The organism is Azospirillum sp. HJ39, from assembly GCF_041507355.1.
GTDB lineage: Bacteria > Pseudomonadota > Alphaproteobacteria > Azospirillales > Azospirillaceae > Azospirillum > Azospirillum thiophilum.
On record NZ_CP167910.1, the window covers coordinates 389664 to 404653 of the forward strand.

General features: G+C 70.6%; 11 protein-coding genes. 5 read left to right on the forward strand and 6 right to left on the reverse strand.

The genetic code is table 11. The features are described 5' to 3' along the window. Nucleotides 1-17 precede the first annotated feature (17 nt). The 4 genes from ABMY26_RS12420 (at nucleotide 18) to ABMY26_RS12435 (ending at nucleotide 4232) form a co-directional block, all read left to right on the forward strand. Nucleotides 18-659 (forward strand): ABC-type transport auxiliary lipoprotein family protein, encoded by a 642-nt coding sequence (locus ABMY26_RS12420; protein ID WP_372396030.1) that lies wholly within the window; start codon nucleotides 18-20, stop codon nucleotides 657-659. 129 nt (nucleotides 660-788) lie between these two features. Continuing rightward, a complete protein-coding gene (locus ABMY26_RS12425; RefSeq protein ID WP_372396031.1) occupies nucleotides 789-1553 on the forward strand; it encodes a hypothetical protein in 765 nt (254 codons plus the stop codon). A gap of 184 nt (nucleotides 1554-1737) precedes the next feature. Next, on the forward strand, nucleotides 1738-2874 hold the full coding sequence (locus ABMY26_RS12430) for a DUF2336 domain-containing protein (RefSeq protein ID WP_045584925.1): 1137 nt from the start codon (nucleotides 1738-1740) through the stop codon (nucleotides 2872-2874). Next, nucleotides 2871-4232, forward strand: coding sequence for an ATP-binding protein (locus ABMY26_RS12435; protein WP_372396032.1), 1362 nt, complete (start codon nucleotides 2871-2873; stop codon nucleotides 4230-4232). The genes ABMY26_RS12430 and ABMY26_RS12435 overlap by 4 nt, the downstream gene beginning before the upstream one ends. Nucleotides 4233-4244: 12 nt before the next feature. Here ABMY26_RS12435 and fdhD read toward each other — a convergent pair whose 3' ends face one another. The 4 genes from fdhD to fdnG are packed head-to-tail and all read right to left on the reverse strand — an operon-like array spanning nucleotide 4245 to nucleotide 9784. Further along, complete coding sequence (gene fdhD, locus ABMY26_RS12440; RefSeq protein ID WP_372396033.1) at nucleotides 4245-5087, reverse strand: formate dehydrogenase accessory sulfurtransferase FdhD; 843 nt, start codon at nucleotides 5085-5087, stop codon at nucleotides 4245-4247. Between the two features lie 42 nt (nucleotides 5088-5129). Further along, entirely contained in the window at nucleotides 5130-5771 is a 642-nt protein-coding gene (locus ABMY26_RS12445; RefSeq protein WP_372396034.1) for a formate dehydrogenase subunit gamma, read from the reverse strand. Continuing rightward, nucleotides 5768-6718: a formate dehydrogenase subunit beta gene (gene fdxH / locus ABMY26_RS12450; protein WP_372396035.1), complete on the reverse strand. Its 951-nt coding sequence runs from the start codon at nucleotides 6716-6718 to the stop codon at nucleotides 5768-5770. Before fdxH ends, ABMY26_RS12445 begins: the two co-directional genes overlap by 4 nt. 3 nt (nucleotides 6719-6721) lie before the next feature. Next, nucleotides 6722-9784 carry a formate dehydrogenase-N subunit alpha gene (gene fdnG, locus ABMY26_RS12455; protein ID WP_372396504.1) on the reverse strand — a complete coding sequence of 1021 codons (3063 nt, stop codon included), beginning with the start codon at nucleotides 9782-9784 and terminating at the stop codon, nucleotides 6722-6724. Nucleotides 9785-10184: 400 nt separating this feature from the next. On the opposite strand from fdnG, the gene ABMY26_RS12460 reads away from it, so the two are divergent. Further along, complete coding sequence (locus tag ABMY26_RS12460) at nucleotides 10185-11114, forward strand: formate dehydrogenase accessory protein FdhE (RefSeq protein WP_372396036.1); 930 nt, start codon at nucleotides 10185-10187, stop codon at nucleotides 11112-11114. A 12-nt stretch (nucleotides 11115-11126) separates the two neighbouring features. Here ABMY26_RS12460 and ABMY26_RS12465 read toward each other — a convergent pair whose 3' ends face one another. Together ABMY26_RS12465 and ABMY26_RS12470 are read right to left on the reverse strand one after the other, a co-directional pair. Further along, nucleotides 11127-13298 carry a cache domain-containing protein gene (locus tag ABMY26_RS12465; RefSeq protein ID WP_372396037.1) on the reverse strand — a complete coding sequence of 724 codons (2172 nt, stop codon included), beginning with the start codon at nucleotides 13296-13298 and terminating at the stop codon, nucleotides 11127-11129. After that, a complete protein-coding gene (locus tag ABMY26_RS12470; protein ID WP_372396038.1) occupies nucleotides 13286-14821 on the reverse strand; it encodes a sigma-54-dependent transcriptional regulator in 1536 nt (511 codons plus the stop codon). Before ABMY26_RS12470 ends, ABMY26_RS12465 begins: the two co-directional genes overlap by 13 nt. Between the last annotated feature and the right edge of the window lie 169 nt (nucleotides 14822-14990).

Genomic DNA, 14990 nt, shown 5'->3' on the forward strand with positions numbered 1-14990 from the left:
CGGCCGTGGGACCGGCCATGCGTCGGCTGTGGGGGCGTCGGCTGTGGGGGCGCCGGCTGTTGGGCGCGCTGGCGCTGCTGGGGCTGGCCGCCTGCTCCACGCTGAACCCGACGGCGCCGCAGCTCTACACCCTGACCCCGCGCGCCGCGGTCGGCCCCGGCCCCAGGGCCGACTGGCAGCTGCTGGTCGAGACCCCGGCGGCGGCGGCGGGGATCGACACGCCGCGCATCGCGCTGGCCCGCACGCCGACCTCGCTCGACTATTTCGCCGACGTGTCCTGGGCCGACCGGGCGCCGAACATGGTGCAGGGGCTGATCGTCCAGACCTTCGAGGACAGCGGGCGCATCGTCTCGGTCGGGCGCGACACCGTCGGGCTGCGCTCCGACTATGTGCTGAAGTCGGAACTGCGCGATTTCCAGGCCGAATACGCCAATCCGGGGGCCGCCCTGCCGGACCGCGTGCATGTCCGGCTGTCGGCCAAGCTGGTCGCCATGCCGCGCCGGTCCATCGAGGCGGGCGAGACCTTCGAGGCGACGGCACCGGTGCGCGGCCGGTCCTTCACCGACGTCGTCGCCGCCTTCGACGAGGCGCTGGGCCGCGTCACCGGCGATCTGGCGGGCTGGGCGCTGTCGCAGCGGCTGAAGCCGGCGGGAAGCTGAAGCCGGCAGGGACCCGGCCGGCAAGCCCGAGCCCGGCTGCAACCGCAGATGCCTGGGCCCGAAAACCCCTTGTCACGTCATCATATCCGCGTACGTAATAGGGGTGTTCGCGCAGCGCAGGATCGGGCGATGACGGATTTGTCGGAAATGTCCCGCGAGGAGTTGGAGGCGATGGCCGAGGCGGGGCAAGAGGTCCGCCTGTGCCAGCGCGTCCTCGCCAAGACCGGGGACACGGTGGTCGGCGAGCTTCTGCGCGGCCACGGCACGCTTTACGAGTGGAAGCATTATCCGCCGGGCGACGTCTACGACGCCGAGTTCCACGCCCAATACTACTATCACTGCCACCCCGAGGGCGAACGGCCGCCGGGCGAGCATGGCCATTTCCACAGCTTCCTGCGCCCGCACGGCATGCCGCCGGGAGTGCGGCCGGCGGAACTGCCCGATTTCCAGCGGCCGGACAACGACAACGACGCGCTGTCGCACCTGATCGGCATCGCCATGGATCCGGCCGGCCAGCCGGTCCGGCTGTTCACCACCAACCGCTGGGTGACGGGGGAAACCTGGTACAAGGCCGACGACGTCATCGCCATGCTCGACGCCTTCGAGATCGACCATGCCCGGCCGTCCTGGCCGGCCAACCGCTGGATCACCGCGATGATGCGGCTGTTCCGCCCGACCATCGTCGGGCTGCTGCGCGAGCGCGACGGCGCCGTCCGGCGCTGGGCCGACGCCCACCCCGACGCCTATGTCTACGAGGACCGCGGGCTGGAGGTCGCCTCCGAGCGCCGCATCTCGGTCGAGGAGCAGATCGCCGGCGTGGCGCTGCACCTGCGCGGCGCGCGGCGCCGCCGCTCCATCCTGCCTGAGCCGCCCAGCTTCGCCGACGCGTCCTGACCGCCTCCCATATGGCCGGAAGGCCTATGACGGAGGATCGTTAAGGAAGGCTCAACCGTTTGGGAAGATCCTGGAAGACAGTGGGCATGTCTCCGCCCGCAGGCCCGCGGGCACGGCGTCTTGCGCGAAGGACAGATGGAGACGGCACAGGGCAGGAAATCAGGGCAGGAAGGGTCCGGGACCCATGAGCGACGCTTTCAAGACGGCGTATCTGAGCAAGGGCGACGTGGCGCGGCTGCTGGCCGATCCGTCGCCGAACAGCAGGACCGATCTGGCCGCCAAGATCGCGCATCAGTTCGACAGCCCCGAGCTGTCCGAGGCGGAGCGCAAGCTGGCGGAGGACATCATCCGCCTGATGGTCAACGACACGGTGCTGCGTGTCCGCCAGACCCTGGCCGAGAACCTGAAATCCAGCCCGTCCCTGCCGCGGGAGATCGCCCTGACGCTGGCCCGCGACGTCGAGGCGGTGGCGATCCCGGTGCTGAGCGTCTCCACCGTGCTGACTCCGGCCGACCTGGTGGAGATCCTGCACTCGGGCGCCGAGGCCAAGAGCACGGCGATCGCCCGGCGCCCGACGGTTCCGGCCGAGGTCGCCGACGCGCTGATCGAAAGCGGATCCGAACGCGCGGTGGCGGCATTGGTCGCCAACGAGGGGGCGGAGCTGGGCGAACACAGCCTCAGCCGCGTCATCGACCGTTTCGGAGCCAGCGAGGCGGTGCAGGACCCGCTGGTCCACCGCTCCAGGCTGCCGATCACCATCGCCGAGCGGCTGGTCGCCGTGGTGTCGGAGCGGCTGCGCCAGCATCTGGTCGCCCATCACGAGCTGCCGTCGAAGGTCGCGTCGGAGCTGATCCTGCAAAGCCGCGAGCGGGCGACCGTGGCGCTGTTCACCGGGGAGAACGACGAGGCCGCGCTCGACCGGCTGGTGGTCCAGCTCGCCGGCACCGGCCGGCTGACCCCGTCGCTGCTGGTCCGCTCGCTGTGCACCGGCGACATCGCCTTCTTCGAAACCGCCATGTCGCGCATGGCCAACGTGCCGATGACCAACGCCCGGCTGCTGATCCACGATGCCGGCCGGCTGGGGCTGAAGTCGCTGTACGACAAGGCGAAGCTGCCGCCGGCGCTGCTGCCGGCCTGCCGCATCGCCATCGACGTGCTGAAGGAGACCCCCTATGACGGCGAGCCCGGCGACCGCGAGCGCCACCGCCGCCGCGTCATCGAGCGCATCCTGACCCAGTACGAGGATCTGGCACCGGAGGATCTGGAATTCCTGCTGGCCAAGCTGGGCGACATGATGCAGCCGGAAAACGCATCGGCGTGACCGGCCCGACCGTTCCCGCCGCTGTGCCCGCTCCGGCCGGCAACTCCCCGGCTGCGCCGGCCGCGGCCTCGCCGGAAGACACCATCCGGCGGCTGGAGCGGCGCGTCGTCGAGCTGGAGGCGGGATTCCGCCACTGCGAGGCGCGGGCGGGCGATGCGCGGTTCCGCTCCCTGGTGCAGACGGCGGCCAGCATCATCCTGGTCCTGGGCGACGACGGCCGCATCCAGGAGGCCAACCGCGAGGCGGAACGCGCCTTCGGGCTGGAGCATGGCCGGGCCGTCGGCCGGCTCCTGACCGAGATGATGGGCGAACGGCCGGCCGGCGTCTTCGCCGCCCAGCTCGCCGTCGCCATGGAAGGCACGGAAATCCGCAATTTCGAGCAGTTGCTGCGCGGGCAGGACAGCATGAGCGAGCGGGTGCTGCTGTGGAACCTCAACCGCCTGCCGGAAGCCGACGGCGTGCCGCCGGGCATCCTCTGCGTCGGCCAGGACATCACCCGGCGCAAACGGGCGGAACTGGCGCTGCGGCAGGCGCGCGACGAGCTGGAGATGCGCGTCGCCGAGCGCACCCGCGCCCTGATGCAGGAGGTCCAGGAACGCCGCCGCGCCGAACAGGCGCTGATCCAGGCCAAGGAGCAGGCGGAGCTGGCCAACCGGGCCAAGAGCGAATTCCTGGCCAACATGAGCCACGAGCTGCGCACGCCGCTGAACGCCATCATCGGCTTTTCCTCGATGATGGAGAGCGAGATCGTCGGGCCGCTCGGCCATCCCAAATATCTCGACTATGCCAAGGTGATCGGCAAGTCGGGCCAGCATCTGCTGGCGGTCATCAGCGACATCCTGGACGTCGCCAAGATCGAGGCCGGCAAGCTGGAGATGCACCCGCAGCCGATGGACGTCCGCGACGCGGTGGAAAGCTCGCTGCTGCTGATCGCCGAACGGGCGGAGGAGGGCGGGCTGACCCTGGTCCACGACATCGCCCCCGATACGCCCAGGCTGCTGGGCGACCCGGTCCGGGTGAAGCAGATCCTGCTGAACCTGCTGTCCAACGCGGTGAAGTTCACCCCGGCCGGCGGCAGCGTCGCCCTGCGGGTGCGCCCCGACCGCAGCCGCATCCTGGTCGAGATCGCCGACACCGGCATCGGCATGAGCGCCGAAGGCATCGCCGTCGCCCTGCAACCCTTCGGTCAGGTCGATAGCCAGCTGTCCCGCCGGTCGGGCGGCACCGGGCTCGGCCTGCCGCTGGTGCGCTCCTTCGTCGATCTGCTGAACGGGACGCTGGACATCCGCAGCCGCGAGGGCGAGGGCACCACCGTCAGCGTGCGGCTGCCGGTCGCCCCGCCCTATGGCGGGGAATAGGGAAGACCTCGTTCAGCCGGCCGCCTCCCAGCGGTCGCCGTGGCTGTAGACGACCAGCCGGTCGCCGCGGGCGAAACCGGCCAGCGATACCCCGCACTCCTCGGCCATGCGCACCGCCAGCCCGGTCGGCGCCGAGATGGCGACCAGCGCGCCGATCCCCATGCGGGCGGTCTTCTGCACCAGCTCGTAGCTGGCACGGCTGGAGGTGAGGACGAAGCCGGAGGCCGGGTCGGTTCCGCTGCGGACCAGCCAGCCGATCAGCTTGTCGAGCGCGTTGTGCCGGCCGACATCCTCCCGCACCGCCAGGATCGTTCCCCCGGCATCGACCCAGGCGACGCCATGGGCGGCGCCGGTGCTGCGGTGCAGGACCTGTTCCTCGGTGAAGCGGCCGAGCGCCCGCACCACCGCGCCGGCCGACAGGCGGACGCCCGGCACCACCGCGACGCCGCCGCGGGCGATGGCCTGCAGGCTTTCGACGCCGCAGACGCCGCAGCCCGACCGGCCGGCCAGGCTGCGCCGCCGGCCCTTGAGCGCCATGAAGCGCTCCAGCGGGATGTCCATGCGGATCTCGATGCCGTCGCAGCTGTCGACGACCGCCAGGCCCTCCAGCTCGCCGGGCTCGCCGACGATCCCCTCCGACAGGGAGAAGCCCAGCGCGAACTCCTCCAGGTCGCCGGGGGTGACCAGCATCACCGCATGGACGATGCCGTTGTAGGCGAGCGCCGCCGGCACCTCCTCGACGACGGAATCGTCGCAGAGCTCCGACCGGCCCGGCCCCAGCCGCAGCACCGTCATCCGCTGCATGGTGGCGTGTTCGGCATGAGGGCGGGCGGTGCAGTCGGTGGCGAGCGTCATGGCGCGGCTGTCCTGCTTGGGGGCGACGGGGAGGCGACGGCTTCAGGAATGGCCGGTTTCCCTGCCTGTCGTCTGGCCGGTCATCTGGCGATACCAGCGCGGATGGTGCTTGCGCGCCCAGCCATGGGTGACGACCCCTTCCACCATCGCCCGGATCGTGCCCTGCACCCACAGGGCGGCATAGACATGGACGATGATGCCGGCGATCAGCGCGAGCGCGCTGGCGGCATGGACCAGCAGGGCGACGCGGATCACCGGGATCGGGAAATACTGGGCGAAATAAGGCCGCCACGCGATGACGCCGGAGGCGATCAGCGCCAGCATGCACCCAACCATCACCCAGAACATGGCCTTCTGGCCGCCGTTGTAGCGGCCGATGTCGCCGACCTCGTTGCCCTTCATCACCTCGCCGACCGCCTTCATCCAGCGGATGTCCTCGCGGTCGATCAGGTTGTGATGGGCATAGCGGAAGAACTGGCGGGCGAAGGCCAGGAACATCACCACCCCGACGAAGGGATGGACGATGCGGGCCAGCTGCGGCGTGCCGAACACGCCGGTCAGCCAGAAGAAGGCCGGATAGAAGAAGGCCAGCCCGGAGATGGCGAGCAGCACGAAGCAGACCGCGACGATCCAATGGTTGATGCGTTCCGCGGCGTCGTAGCGTCGGATCAGTTTTTCCTTCACAGCGCGTCCTCCCGTTCCCTGTGCGTGACTTCTACCGGCGGCTTGGTGCCGCTGCCGGCGGCGGGGGCCGGCGGCCGGCCGTCCTGGGTCTCTTCGTCGTCATCGGCGCGGTTGGGGCCGACGGCGATGTAGTGGAAGAAGCCGAACAGGCCGGCGGCGGCGACGCCGAGCGTCGCCAGCGGCTTCAGCATGCCCTTCCACAGCCCGACCACGGCGCTGATCGCCGGGGTCTCCGGCAGGCCGGAATAGAGCTGCGGCCTGTCGGCATGGTGCAGCACATACATGACGTGGGTGCCGCCGACGCCCGCCGGGTCGTAGAGCCCGGCCCGGTCGTAGCCGCGGTCCTTCAGGTCGGCGACGCGGGTCGCGGCGACCTCGATCATGTCCTCCTTGGAGCCGAACTGGATGGCGCCGGTCGGGCAGGTCTTGACGCAGGCCGGCTCCTGCCCGACCGCGACGCGGTCGGAGCAGAGGTTGCACTTGTAGGCCTTGCTGTCGGTCGGGCTGAGCCGCGGCACGTTGAACGGGCAGCCGGAGATGCAATAGCCGCAGCCGATGCAGTTCTCCTGATGGAAATCGACGATGCCGTTCTTGTACTGGACGATGGCCCCCGGCGACGGGCAGGCCTTGAGGCAGCCGGGGTCGGCGCAGTGCATGCAGCCGTCCTTGCGGATCAGCCATTCGAGCTTGCCCTTCTCCTCCACCTCGTTGAAGCGCATCACCGTCCAGGCCTGCGACGACAGGTCGGTCGGGTTGTCGTAGACGCCGACGCAGGAGCCCACCTCGGCGCGCAGCTCGTTCCATTCCGAGCAGGCGACCTGACAGGCCTTGCAGCCGATGCACACGCTGGTATCGATCAGCTTGGCGACCTCCTGCGGGTTGCGGGCCTGCGGCGCCGGCGTGGGCGAGGCGGAGCGGCGCAGGATATCGAGGGATTGCAGTGCCATGACTTACGCCACTCCGATCTTCTCGACGTTCACCAGGAACGCCTTGTATTCCGGGGTCTGGGTGTTGCAGTCGCCGACCGCGGGCGGCAGGGTGTTGGACAGGAAGCCCTTCCTGGCCACCGTCTCCCACCCCCAGTGCAGCGGGATGCCGATCTGGTGGATGGTGCGGCCGGCGACGGTCAGCGCCTTGATCCGCTTGGTCACCACCGCCTTGGCCTTGATGTGGCCGCGCTTTGAGCTGACCTGCACCCAGTCGCCGGCATGGATGCCCTTCTCCGCCGCGAGCGTCTCGCCGATCTCGACGAACTGCTCGGGCTGGGCGATGGCGTTCAGCCGGACGCCCTTGGTCCAGAACTGGAAATGCTCGGTCAGCCGGTAGGTGGTGCCGACATAGGGGAACTGGTCATGGGTGCCCAGCCGCTCGCGGTCGGCCTTGAAGATGCGCACCGCCGGGCTGGTGACCACCTTGGGGTGCAGCGGGTTGGTGCCGAGCGGGCTTTCCATCGGCTCGTAATGCTCGGGGAAGGGACCGTCGACCAGCTTGTCGGTGCAGAACAGCCGGCCCACGCCCTCCGGGTTCATGATGAAGGGGTTCATGCCGTCGGCGGGCGGGGAATCAACCTTGAAGTCCGGCACGTCGGCCCCGGCCCAGGCGGCGCCGTTCCACGAGATCAGGGCGCGCTTGGGATCCCACGGCTTGCCCGACGGGTCGCAGGAGGCGCGGTTGTAGATGATGCGGCGGTTGGCCGGCCATGCCCAGGCCCAGCCCGGCGTGTTGCCCAGGCCTGAATCGGTGCTGTCGCGCCGCGCCATCTGGTTGCCAGCCTGCGTCCAGCTGCCGGAGAAGATCCAGCAGGCCGACATGGTGGTGCCGTCGTCGCGCAGCAGGGCGAAGCCCGGCAGCTGCTCGCCCTTGCGGGCCAGGAACTTCGTCGGATCCTTGGGGTCGGGGATGTCGGCCAGCGCCCGGCCGTTCAGCTCCTTCGCCAGTTCCTCCGGTGTCGGCTCCAGCGGATTCCTGTAGGGCCAGGACAGGTTGAGGATCGGCTCGGGCACCGCGCCGCCTTCCTTGGCGTAGAGCGCGCGGACCGCCATGAACAGTTCGGCCAGGATCTCCTGGTCGCTCTTGGCCTCGCCCGGCGGGTTGGCGCCCTTCCAGTGCCATTGCAGCCAGCGCGAGGAATTGACGATGGCGCCGTCCTCCTCGGCGAAGCAGGTGGAGGGCAGGCGGAACACCTCCGTCTTGATGCCGGCGGTGTCGACGTCGTTGATCTCGCCGTGATTCTGCCAGAAGGAGGAGGTTTCCGTGGTGATCGGGTCGATCACCACCATGTATTTCAGCTTGGCGAAGGACTGGACCGTCTTGCGGACGTCCGGGAAGGAGGTCAGCGGGTTGAAGCCCTGGACGATGAAGCCGTTGACCTTGCCGTTGTGCATCAGGTCCATCACCTGGAGCACGTCGTACATCCTGTCCCACTTGGGCAGCCAGTCGTAGCCCCAGTCGTTGGCCGCCGTCGCCTTGTCGCCCCAGAACCACTTCATCAGGCTGACGAAGAATTTCGGGGTGTTGGACCAGTAGTTCAGCTGGCCCGGCGCCTGCGCCTTTGGCGTCGTCCTGGCGATGTAGTCGGCGTAGGTCGGGTGGGCCTTCTCCGACGGCAGGGTGAGGTAGCCGGGCAGGCTGGTCGACAGCAGCCCGAGATCGGACAGGCCCTGGATGTTGGAATGGCCGCGCAGCGCGTTGACGCCGCCGCCGGGCATCCCGATGTTGCCCAGCAGCAGCTGGATCATCGCCATCGTCCGGATGTTCTGGGCGCCGACCGTGTGCTGGGTCCAGCCCAGCGCGTAGAGGATGGTGCCGACGCGGTCGCGCACGGCGGTCGATCCCAGATGCCGGCAGACCCGCAGGAAGCCGTCCTTCGGCGTGCCGGTCAGGTCGGTCACCACGTCCGGCGTGTAGCGCGCGTAATGGGCCTTCATCAGGTTCCAGACGCAGCGCGGGTGGGTCAGCGTCGGGTCGGTCCTCGCCGTGCCGTCCGCCTCGAACTCGTAGGTCCAGCTGGTCTTGTCGTACTGGCCCTTGGCGGCGTCGAAGCCGCTGAACAGCCCGTCCTCGAAGCCGTAGCCCTCCTTGACGATGTAGGCGGCGTTGGTGAAGGCGCGGACATACTCCCACTGGATTTTGTCGTTGGCGATCAGCCAGTTGATGACGCCGCCCAGGAACACGATGTCCGACCCGGCGCGGATCGGCATGTAGTCGTCGGCGACGGCGGCCGAGCGGTTGAAGCGCGGGTCGACGACGACGATGCGCGCGCCCCTCTTCTTCGCCTCGACCGCCCATTTGAAGCCGACCGGATGGGCTTCGGCCGGGTTGCCGCCCATGATCAGGATGAAGTCGGCGTTGGAGATGTCGACCCAGCTGTTGGTCATCGCCCCGCGCCCGAAGGTGGAGGCGAGCGCCGACACGGTCGGGCCGTGGCAGACGCGGGCCTGCGCGTCGGTGCCGACGATGCCGAGCGACCGCATCACCTTCTGGGTCAGGATGCCGGTCTCGTTGGAGGAGGCCGACGCGGTCAGCATGGCGGTGGACAGCCAGCGGTTCACCGTCACGCCGTCGGCGTTCTTCGCGACGAAGTTGGCGTCGCGGTCGTCCTTGATGTGGCGTGCGATGCGCTCGATCGCCTCGTGCCAGGAGATGCGCTTCCAGACGCTGGATCCCGCCTCGCGCACCTCGGGGTGCTTCAGGCGGTTCGGGCTGTGGATGAAGTCGAGCAGGCCGGCGCCCTTGGGGCAGAGCGAGCCGCGGCTGACCGGATGGTCGGGGTCGCCCTCGATGTGGATGATCTCGGCCTTGGCGTTCTTGGCCCCGTCGCCCAGGCTGTACATCAGCAGGCCGCAGCCGACCGAGCAGTAGGGGCAGGTGTTGCGGATCTCCTTGGCGCGGGCCAGCTTGTACTGGCGCACCTCGGCCAGCGCCTCGGACGGCAGCAGGCCCAGCACCCCCATGCCGGAGGCGGCGAGGCCGCCCGCCGTCACCTTCATGAATTGTCGCCGGGATACCTGCAGGGGCGTGATGGGCATGAAACCTCCCTCGCTGTCGGTTGTGCCGGTCCGGGACTTGCCGCCCGGTCCTGGGGACGCCGCGGCGTGCCGGAGGGCCAGCGCGCCAGGGTGCGGCGTGCCCAAGCGCAGATTCCGTGCCAAGGGGCCGGGCTGTGCTTTCGCCTGGATTTGCCCTGGATTTGCGGGCGCCGCGGGATCGCCATGGCGCGGGTAGGGACATTTTGTCCAATCCGCTCCGGACAAAATGTCCCTATGGTTTGTGTGGGGGACAATCTGTCGGGGCTCTCCGGCCGCCGTCCTGACGCCGTCCGGCGGGCGCCGGCCGGGCCGGCGCCGTAGCATCGTTCTTGCACTGTGCCGCCGGTCCCCCGGACCGACACCCCTGCCGCCGAGAAAGCCGCCGATGACCGTTCCCCCCGCCAGCCGCTCCGACATCCCGGTTTCCCAGCCCCCGGTTTCAGAGGCGACCGCCGCCGCCATGGCCGCCGCCGGTCTGGTGCCGGGCCGGTCGCCGGCCCCCTTGCGCCTGCCCGACGCCGGGACGCTGTTCGCCCGCCGGGCCGCCCGGCTGCGCAGGCTGGCGGACGGCCACGCCATGGGCGAGTGGCTGCGCTTCATCGCGGTGCTGGCCGACGCGCAGCAGGAGATCGTCGCCATGCCCGCAGCGCTGGCGCCGGGCGAACAGTGGCTGGCCGACCTGCATCTCCTGGTCGGGCGGCTCAGCGCCGGGGCGCCCGGGGCGGAGACGCTCCCCGCCGGCATCCGGACTGCGCTGGCCGTCCTGGCCGAGGCGTCCGCTCCCGAGCTGGAGGCGCTCGGCACCCGCTGGGCCGAAGGGGCGATCGAGGAGGGCGACGTCGCCGCCTCCCCCTTCCTGGCGGCGGCGCTGCAAACCGCCTGGACGCGCCATGCCGCCGGGGCCGATCCGGCGGCGCTCGCCGCCGCCGCGACCGCCACGGGCTGTCCGGTCTGCGGCGGCGCGCCGGTCGCCGGCGTGCTTCAGGTCGGGATGGAGGCCGGCGGCCTGCGCTACCTGCATTGCGGCGTCTGCCACACCGCCTGGCACCATGTGCGCTCGTCCTGCGTCGCCTGCGGCGACGGCAAGGACGTGGAGCAGCGCTTTCTCGACGGGAAAGGCGAGGGGAAGGACGGGCCGGTCCGTGCCGAGACCTGCGGCGCCTGCCACAGCTATCTGAAGCTGCTGTTCCTGGAGAGGGCGCCGGACCTGGACCCGGTCGCCGACGACCTCGCTACGCTGGCGCTGGACATCCTGCTGGGCGAGGAGGATTTCCGCCGCATCGGCGACAACCCGTTCCTGACGCTGGTGGAGTGAGGGGGCGCCGCCTCAGTCCCCGGTGCCGATCCGCTGCGCCTCGAAGAAGGGGGCGGTCGGCTGGTCGGAATAGCTGGCCTGCCGGCGCAGCCACAGGGTGAAGCGGGTGCCGCTGCCGGGGCTGCTGTCCACCACGATGCGGCCGCCGTAGCGCTGGACGATGGCGTAGCTGATCGACAGGCCCAGCCCGGTGCCGGTCTGCTTCTTGGTGGTGAAGAAGGGGTCGAAGATGCGGTCGAGGTCGCCGGCGGCGATGCCGTGGCCGGTGTCGGCCACCCCGACCAGCACGCCGTCGAACGGCTCGCTGCCCGGCAGCCGGTCCCCCAGGCCGTCCTCGCCGGTTCCGTCCGCTTCCGGCCCGTTTCCTCCGGCTGAGATGTCCCGGCTGTCCAGCGTCAGGGTGCCGCCGTCGGGCATCGCCTGCATGGCGTTGACGATCAGGTTGATCAGCACCTGCTGCAACTCGCCGCGGTTCATCTCGACCGTGCCGGCGGCCTTGGCTTGCAACTCCACCTTGATCCGGGCGCGGGTCAGGTTGTGGCGGGTCAGCACGAGGCAGTCGGACAGCACGGCGTTCACGTCGGTCGGCTCGGCATAGCCGGCGAAGTCGCCGGGGCGGGCGAACTGCAGCAGCCGGGTGACGATGGCGTGGATGCGCCGGGTCTGCTCGTCGATCAGTCGGAACTCGTCGCGCACCGGCTCGATGTCGCCGCCCAGCACCTCGCGCATCAGGTCGAGGTTGCCCTGGATCACCGCGACCGGGTTGTTGATCTCGTGGGCGACGCCGGCGGTCAGCTCGCCGATGGCGGTCAGCTTCTCGTTCATCACCAGCTGCTGCTGGGCGCGGCGCAGGGTGGCGTTGGCCTCCTCCAGCGCCGCGGTGCGCAGCGCCACCTTGCGGTCGAGCTCGGCGGCGGAGCGTTGCAGCTCCCAGCGGCGGGCGGCGATGGAATCGAGCAGATGGTCGAAGGCGCGGGCCAGCCGCCCCAGCTCGTCCCGGCTGGCGGTCGGGCCGACGCGGGCGGACTCCTCGCCGGCCTCGATGCGGGCGATGACGCCGGCCATCCGTTCCAGCGGGCGGAAGATGGCGCGGGCGCCATGCAGCCCGACCAGCGTCCCCAGCCCCGACACCAGCAGGAACAGCAGGCACAGCCCGGCCAGCGCCCGGTACAGCGTGTCGCGCAGTGGCGATTCCAGGAAGCCGACATAGAGCATGCCGACCCGCCGGCCGGCGGTGTCGGTCAGCGGCTGGTATCCCGAGACATAGGTGTCGTCGACGACGAAGGCCGATCCCAGCCACGGCGCGCCGCGGTCCAGCACCTTGTCGGCCACCGATTTCGAGGCGCGGGTGCCGAGCGCCCGCTGCCCTTCGAACAGCCGGACATTGGTGGCGATGCGGACGTCGTCCAGGAACAGGGTCGCGGTGCCCTGGCTGCCCATCGGCAGCGAGGCCTCCTGATAGACGATGCTGTTCAGCCGGTCGACGATGCCCTGGTTGCCGTTCAGCAGCACCCCGCCCTCCAGCACGCCGGACACCCGGCCGCCGGCCCCGGGGATGGGGATGGCGATCTGGATCACCAGGCCGCGCTCCTCGACGCTGCGGCGGTCGTCGCGGGCGTTGCGGGTGGGCACCAGCGGGATGCGGGCGGTGCGGCGCAGGGCCGGATCGAGCGCCTCCAGCTCCTCGGGCGGGAAGACCTCCAGCCCGTGCTGCGGATAGCCCTGCATCGCCTCGCGCACCACCGCCCAGCCGGAGCGGTCGGACGGCTGCGGGAAGGTGCCGCCGGCCCGCACCATGCCCCGCCCGTCCAGCAGCAGCAGATAGTCGAGCCCCTGGTCCTCCGCCGCCTCGTCCAGCAGCCGGCGCAGCGCGCCCCCGGTCCCGCCCTCCAGCGTCACGGCGAGGCGGTGGGAGGAGGCGATGCCCTCCAGCCCGGTGCGCAGCGAGCCCTGCACCCGCTCGAAATACTGGCGCGCGGTGCCGAGGTCGGAACTGACCTTGTTGACCAGCAGCTGGTCGTAGCCCTCGGTTCCCCAGGACCAGACGATCAGCAGCAGGACGGGTGCCCCCACCAGCAGCGGCGCCAGCACCAGGGCCAGCAGCCGCAGCCGCACCGACCCGGCATAGGCCGCCGCCAGCCGCCGGACCGGCCCGGCCGGGCCGCGGGGGGTCAGACGCCCCATTCCGCGCATTTGCGGTCCAGCGTCTTGCGCGACACCCCCAGCAGATCGGCGGCCCGCGCCTTGCTGCCGCCGCACCGGGCCAGCACGGTCAGGATGTGGCGCTTCTCCACCTCGGCCAGCGGCAGCACGTCGTGGTCGCTGTCGTCGCGGACATGGCGCACCGGGCAGGGCGCGCAGGGCGGGTTGCCGGCGACCGCCGCGGCGCACAGGCCGGGGTCGGTTTCCGCATGTCCGGCCGGGTCGGTCGCCGGGTTCGCCGCCCCATCGGCCGCCCCATCGGCGTCCACCGCCGCGGCGTTGGCGCTGTCGAGGTCGTCCAGCGGGAACTCCCCGAGCAGCAGCGAGCGTTCCACGAAATTGCGCAGCTCGCGCACGTTGCCCGGCCAGGAATGGACCGTCAGCGCCCGCGTCACCTCCGGCGTCACCGGCAGCGGCGGCACGCCGAGCCGCAGCGACAGGAAGCGCATGAACAGCTGGGCCAGCTCCGGCACGTCCACCGCCCGCCGCCGCAGCGGCGGGATGGTCAGGGTCATCACCTCCAGCCGGTAGAACAGGTCGGGACGGAAGCGGCCGGCCGCCGCCTCCGCCTTCAGGTCGCGGTTGGTGGCGGTGACGACGCGCACGTCCACCGGCACCTCCTGCTCGCTGCCGACCGGGCGGATGCGCCGTTCCTCCAGCACCCGCAGCAGCTTGGATTGCAGGGCGAGCGACAGCTCGCCGATCTCGTCGAGGAACAGGGTGCCGCCATGGGCGTAGTAGAACAGCCCCTTGCGCGCGTCCTTGGCGCCGGTGAAGGCGCCCTTGGCATGGCCGAACAGCTCCGCCTCGATCAGGTCGGCGGAAATGGCGGCGCAGTTCACCGCGACGAAGGGCCGCTCGGCCCGTGGCGACAGGTCGTGCAGGGCGCGGGCGACCAGCTCCTTGCCGACGCCGGACTCGCCCTGGATCAGCACGGTGGACGGCGTCGGCGCCACCCGCTGCACCAGCGCGCGCAAACGGGTCATCGCGTCGGACCGGCCGACGATCTCGTCCCGCCCGGTCTCCTTCTTCGACAGCTGGCGGCGGAGGATGTAGTTCTCGCGGGTCAGCCGGGCGCGCTCGACGCAGCGGTCGATGGAGTTGAGGATCTGCTCGATGCGGAAGGGCTTCAGCACGAAATCGGCCGCGCCGGAGCGCAGGGCGTCGATGGCGGTGTTCATGTCGGCGAAGGCGGTCATCAGGATCACCTCGCCGGCATAGCCGCCGCCGGCCAGATCCTTCAGCCAGTCCAGCCCGGAGCGGCCGGGCAGCGCCACGTCCAGGATGATGACGTCGGCATGGGTGCGCTCCAGCCTTTGCGCCCCCTCCTCGGCGCTGCCCGCCAGTTCGACCCGCCAGCCGCGCCGCTCCAGCACGCGGGACAGGAAGCTGCGGATGCCCTCCTCGTCGTCCACCACCAGGATGGAGGGCTTGGCCGGGTTCTCCGCCGGAACCGCCGGGTCGGGTGGGCCGGACCGGCCGGGGATGGGGGCGGGCGTCGTCATCGGGGCGGCTCGGCGGCGGGGCGAGGGAGGGGCGAGGGCGGGGCAGCCGCCGGGCAGGCGCGCTCCTCCGGCGTCGACGCTCTCTTTACAGGAGGCGTTCCTTCATAGGGACACAAATTTTATGGGTAAGCGCCGCGGCGATGTCACGATGTCTGTGTTGCCGTTTCCG